A 4,371-nucleotide genomic window follows, 5' to 3' on the forward strand; every position below is an offset into this window, starting at 1 on the left:
GTCTGATGTAAAAGATTTTAAATCTTTGTAACTTACAAATCTTGTTGAATTTCTAATTTGATGGACTATACATTTTTGTATCTCTGTATATGGATATACTGCTTGGATAGCTTCAGAAAAACCTTTTAAATTATCAATAGAAATAATTAAAATGTCCTCAACCCCTCTGTTCCTAATTTCAGTTAAAACACTTAACCAATATTTAGAACTTTCATTAGCTCCGACCCAAAGTCCCAAAACTTCTTTTGTTCCATCAATTTTTACTCCAATAGCAACATAAACTGCTTTTTTAACAACTTGATTATCTTGTTTAACATTAAAATGGATTGCATCCATATAGACAAGGGCATACAGTCTTTGTAATGGTCTTCCCTGCCATTGCTGAGCGATTGGGAGTATTTTATCAGTAATCTTTGATACTAAGCTAGGAGAAGCATCAAATCCATAAATATCTTTAATATGATCTTGAATATCACGCGTAGTCATTCCTTTGGCATACATAGAGATAATTTTATCTTCAATATCAGAGATATCTCTAGAATATTTAGGAACAACTGTTGGTTCAAACTGTCCCTCTCTATCTCTAGGAATATCAACTTGAACTTTTCCAAGAGAGGTATTAACTTGCTTAGAATTATACCCATTTCTACTGTTAGTAGTATTAGCGCTTGATTCTCTGTCATATTTATCATATCCAATAGATTCATCAAATTCAGCTTGCATCAAGATATTAACCATATCTTTAAACATATTTTTCATAAAATCTTGAGCATCATCAGCGGACTTAATCTTATTTTCTTCAATTAATTGTTTAACAAGTGGATTTACTTCTGAATTTTTTCTAGCCATAAAAAAACCTCCTCAGTTACTAATTTAATTATACAAATTAATAGCCAAGAAGGTAAAATATATATATTTAATTTTTACAATTTACACTAAATTTGGGAAACTCTCACTAAAAAAAGCTGTAGATTTCTCTACAGCTTTTTTATAATCTTATTTCATCTCTCTTGCTGGTGAAGCTGGTAAAATTACTTCCACCTCTGAATGTGGTCTTGGAATTACATGTACAGAAACTAACTCACCTACACGTTGTGCTGCTGCTGCTCCAGCATCTGTTGCCGCTTTTACCGCTCCAACGTCCCCTCTTACCATAACTGTTACTAATCCTCCACCTACATACTCTTTTCCAATTAAGTATACATTTGCTGCTTTTACCATTGCGTCTGCCGCTTCAATTGATCCTATTAACCCTTTAGTTTCTATCATTCCTAGTGCATCGTATTTCATATTTAATTCCTCCTATTTTCTTTACATTTATTTTTATTTTATTTATTTTACTATTCTAATTTTTGAGCTTGGTTCAATTCCAAGTGCATTGGCTTCTTCAGTATCTAAATGACACTCCAGTGTAAAGCTTTTATCAACTCTGACACAAGTATTATCATACTGTCCGCCTCTTATTCCATCAATTTTTATACTTACAACATCTCCATTTGAAACACCAAATCTTTTGGCATCCTCTTCATCCATATGTATGTGTCTTTGTGAAACTATCACACCCTTTGATAAAACTACTGTCCCCTTTGGTCCAACTAGTGTAATCCCAGGAGTTTCACAAATATCTCCAGACATTTTAACTTTAGCTTTTATACCTAATTTTAAGCAATCTCCAATAGAAACCTCTACTTGAGTCTCTTTTCTTGCTGGTCCTAAAACTCTAACTTTTTCTATAACGCTTTTAGGCCCACAAATTGTTACGACTTCTTTTGCTGCAAACTGACCTTTTTGAGATAAATCTTTAAGTTTAGTTAATTGATAATCTTTTCCAAATAAAACCTCAATGTCCTCTTGCTTTAAATGTATATGTCTATTTGAAATACCAACTGGCACAGTTAACTTTTTCTCTTCAACCGCTTCTAAAATTTTCTCTAATAATACATCTAACTTATCCATTTTTACCCCTTTATTGACGCTAGTATCTCCTCCATAAGCTTTAGTAACTCTGGATTTTCCACCAACTCCTTTTCTATAGAAGTTTTCTCTAAGGTTTTCTCCGCTCTTCCTTCAGAACCGTAAACTGTTATACCCTTATACTCCTGCTCCTCCTCTCTTTTTAACTTATTACAATCTATAAGTCCAAAAGCTACTCTTTTTATATTTAAAAGATGCATTGGAGTTACATTTTCAGAAACTGAGCTTCCTCCCCATGTTCCACACCCTAAAGTGAATGATGGCATAAGTCCAGTACTTGCTCCAGTTCCTCCTTGAGAACCTCCTGTATTTACAAGTATTCTAGAAGCTGGTTTTCTAGCAAATTTTCTTACTATATCTAAATCCTCAGTATGGATACTCATTGTATGACCTATTCCATTTTGTAATAGTGCTATACTTAACTCACAAGCTTCATGCCAATCCTTAGTTACATAAAAAGCTAAAACTGTAGTTAATTTTTCATATGATAGTGGACTGTCTGCTCCAACGCCCTTTTGTCTTCCAATTAAGACTTTTGTTCCATAAGGTATTTTAAATCCAGCTGCCTCAGCTATTACATCAGCTGATCTACCCACAAATTTTGCATTCATTGTATGCCCTTGTTTAAATAGAAGCTCACAGACCTTTTTAGTCTCCTCTTCATTCATGAAGTATCCACCTTGCTTTTCAAACTCTTTAATAACTTGAGCCTCATTACACTCCTCACAAATTATTGATTGCTCAGAAGCACAGATAGTTCCATTATCAAAAGTCTTACTTGCTATAATATTCTCTACTGCTTTCTCCACATTTGCCGTTCTCTCTATATAAGCTGGTGAATTTCCTGCTCCAACTCCAAGTGCTGGTTTTCCAGAACTATACGCCGCTTTTACCATTCCTGGTCCACCTGTTGCTATTATTAAAGCTACTTCTGGAGCTTTCATCAGTTCATTTGTTGCTTCCATAGTACACATCTCTAAACAACTGATTAAGCAATCTGGAGCTCCAGCTTCCACTGCTGCTTCACACATTAACTTTACAGCCTCTCTTGTACATTTTTGTGCTGATGGATGAGGTGTAAATACTATTGCATTTCTAGATTTAACAGCAATTATAGATTTAAATATCGCTGTTGATGTTGGATTGGTAGATGGAACAATTCCTAAAATAAGTCCCATTGGTTCAGCTATACACATAACCTTATTAACCTCATCCTCTTCAATAACTCCAATAGTTTTCATATCTTTAATCGAATCGTATAGAACTGTTGAAGCTAGATGATTTTTAAATGCTTTATCCTCAACTTTTCCAAACCCAGTTTCTTCCACTGCCATTTTAGCTAAACATAGCTCATTTTTTTTGGCAACTTTAACCATATTCTTAATTATTTTATCAATTTGCTCCTCAGTGTATTCAGAGATTTTATTAGCTGCACATTTCCCTTTTCTTGCTAAATCTCTTGCATGCTGAATGGATGCTAAGTCTTTATCAAACATTTTTATTTCTTCCTCCTAGCTACTTTTCGCTGTAAAACTTCCTCTTGAGCTTTTTCTTCTATCTCCTCTATAATCTCTTCTGGAATTACTTCAATAATTTCTTCAATAGTTTCCTCTATTACTTCCTCTACAATCTCTTTCTTAACTACTTCTAAATCATTGGCATTTGTAGCTTCCACTTTATCCTCTGTATCTTTTTTTATAATATTTTCTATCTCATCATGAGGTCTTGCTATAACATGAACTCCAATTAGATGTCCAACCTGTTCTGCTGCTGCAGCTCCAGCATCTACTGCTGCCTTCACTGCACCTATATCTCCAGTGATCATAACTGTTATAAATCCGCCACCGACCTTTTCTTTTCCTAACAATGTCACATTAGCAGCTTTTGTCATGGCATCTGCTGCTTCTATTGCTCCTATCAATCCCTTTGTTTCTATCATTCCTAAAGCCTGCATCTCTTACCTCCCTCCTTTATAAAAGGGGCTCACTCCAATTCAAATCCTTTGAGAAATATAACACTTTTGCCATATCTTTTGACCCTATTTTTATTTCAGCTTTTTTAGGGATATCGATTAAATCCCCACTTTTTCCTAAATATCTTTTTCCATTTAAAACTACTTCAACTTCACCCTCTATTATAAAAAGATTTCCTTTTGATTTAGTTTTTTTTATAAAGTTATCTCTTTCAATCTTTAAAATTCCTATTATCTCTTCATCTGTATTTACTAAATCTTGAGAGTATATATTTAAATTTTTGAAAATTTTATCAAATTTTACACTCTCACCTCTAATCAATGTAAATCCAGAAGAATCACACTCTTTTTCAAATTTTTTTTCATTTAAAAGCATTTTCATAATAGTCTTTTGTAAAACTTGATCCCTAGAAACAATTTTAAAG

General features: G+C 33.5%; 5 protein-coding genes and 1 pseudogene. All 6 read right to left on the minus strand.

Annotated elements, in window-relative coordinates:
* Window positions 1-849, minus strand: an 849-nt coding sequence (locus ACMOUI_RS01605; protein ID WP_418963999.1) for an IS256 family transposase, incomplete at its 3' end; no start/stop codon positions are given.
* A 147-nt stretch (window positions 850-996) separates the two neighbouring features.
* Window positions 997-1,290, minus strand: a complete 294-nt coding sequence (gene eutM / locus ACMOUI_RS01610; RefSeq protein WP_418964000.1) for an ethanolamine utilization microcompartment protein EutM — start codon at window positions 1,288-1,290, stop codon at window positions 997-999.
* A 42-nt stretch (window positions 1,291-1,332) separates the two neighbouring features.
* Window positions 1,333-1,956 carry a phosphate propanoyltransferase gene (locus ACMOUI_RS01615; protein ID WP_418964001.1) on the minus strand — a complete coding sequence of 208 codons (624 nt, stop codon included), beginning with the start codon at window positions 1,954-1,956 and terminating at the stop codon, window positions 1,333-1,335.
* A gap of 2 nt (window positions 1,957-1,958) precedes the next feature.
* A complete protein-coding gene (locus ACMOUI_RS01620; RefSeq protein ID WP_418964002.1) occupies window positions 1,959-3,470 on the minus strand; it encodes an acetaldehyde dehydrogenase (acetylating) in 1,512 nt (503 codons plus the stop codon).
* A gap of 194 nt (window positions 3,471-3,664) precedes the next feature.
* A pseudogene (locus ACMOUI_RS01625) lies at window positions 3,665-3,928 on the minus strand (BMC domain-containing protein); the annotation flags it as partial.
* 16 nt (window positions 3,929-3,944) lie between these two features.
* Window positions 3,945-4,371 (minus strand): hypothetical protein (locus ACMOUI_RS01630; RefSeq protein ID WP_418964003.1); only part of this gene is annotated, 427 nt, incomplete at its 5' end.

It is taken from the genome of Cetobacterium sp., from assembly GCF_048470075.1.
In the GTDB taxonomy this organism is placed as follows: domain Bacteria; phylum Fusobacteriota; class Fusobacteriia; order Fusobacteriales; family Fusobacteriaceae; genus Cetobacterium_A.